At 57.7% G+C, this 213-nt stretch carries 1 protein-coding gene; it reads right to left on the reverse strand.

All coding sequences use genetic code 11. The annotated features are described in order from the left end of the window. A partial coding sequence (locus AACR93_RS03975; RefSeq protein ID WP_231557024.1) for a GTP-binding protein occupies positions 1-213 on the reverse strand: 213 nt, incomplete at both ends.

Consider the following 213-nt stretch of genomic DNA (forward strand, 5'->3'; position numbering starts at 1 on the left):
CTTCCAGCGCTTTCAGTGCGGAACCACGGACTACCGGCAGGTCATCACCCGGGAAATCGTACTCGGACAGCAGTTCGCGAACTTCCATCTCGACCAGTTCCAGCAGCTCTTCGTCATCTACCATGTCGCACTTGTTCATGAACACGATGATGTACGGAACGCCTACCTGACGACCCAGCAGGATGTGCTCACGGGTCTGCGGCATCGGGCCGT

Source organism: Aeromonas sp. L_1B5_3, assembly GCF_963866575.1.
GTDB lineage: Bacteria > Pseudomonadota > Gammaproteobacteria > Enterobacterales > Aeromonadaceae > Aeromonas > Aeromonas jandaei.